At 54.9% G+C, this 255-nt stretch carries 1 protein-coding gene; it reads left to right on the top strand.

Features of this window, described 5'->3' with window-relative positions; genetic code table 11:
• A partial coding sequence (locus C5P05_RS00325; RefSeq protein ID WP_114967975.1) for an alpha/beta fold hydrolase occupies positions 1-255 on the top strand: 255 nt, incomplete at both ends.

The following is a 255-nucleotide window of genomic DNA, read 5'->3' as shown; positions in this document are numbered from 1 at the left end:
ACAAGGCTACCGCGTGATTCGCTTTGATAATCGCGACGCTGGCCTTTCAACCCACTTCCATAGCGCGTCGATGCCAGATCTCGCTGCAATTGCCGACGCAGTCTCTCGCGGCGAAACGCCCAATGTGACTTATACGCTGTTCGATATGGCGAACGACGCTGTAGGACTTCTCGATTCGTTGATGATCAAACGAGCGCACGTGGTTGGGAGATCAATGGGCGGCATGATTGCACAACTGTTGGCCAGCGAGCATGC

This window comes from Rhodoferax ferrireducens, from assembly GCF_003347515.1.
GTDB lineage: Bacteria > Pseudomonadota > Gammaproteobacteria > Burkholderiales > Burkholderiaceae_C > Rhodoferax.
This window is presented reverse-complemented; position numbering and strand designations above follow the sequence as displayed.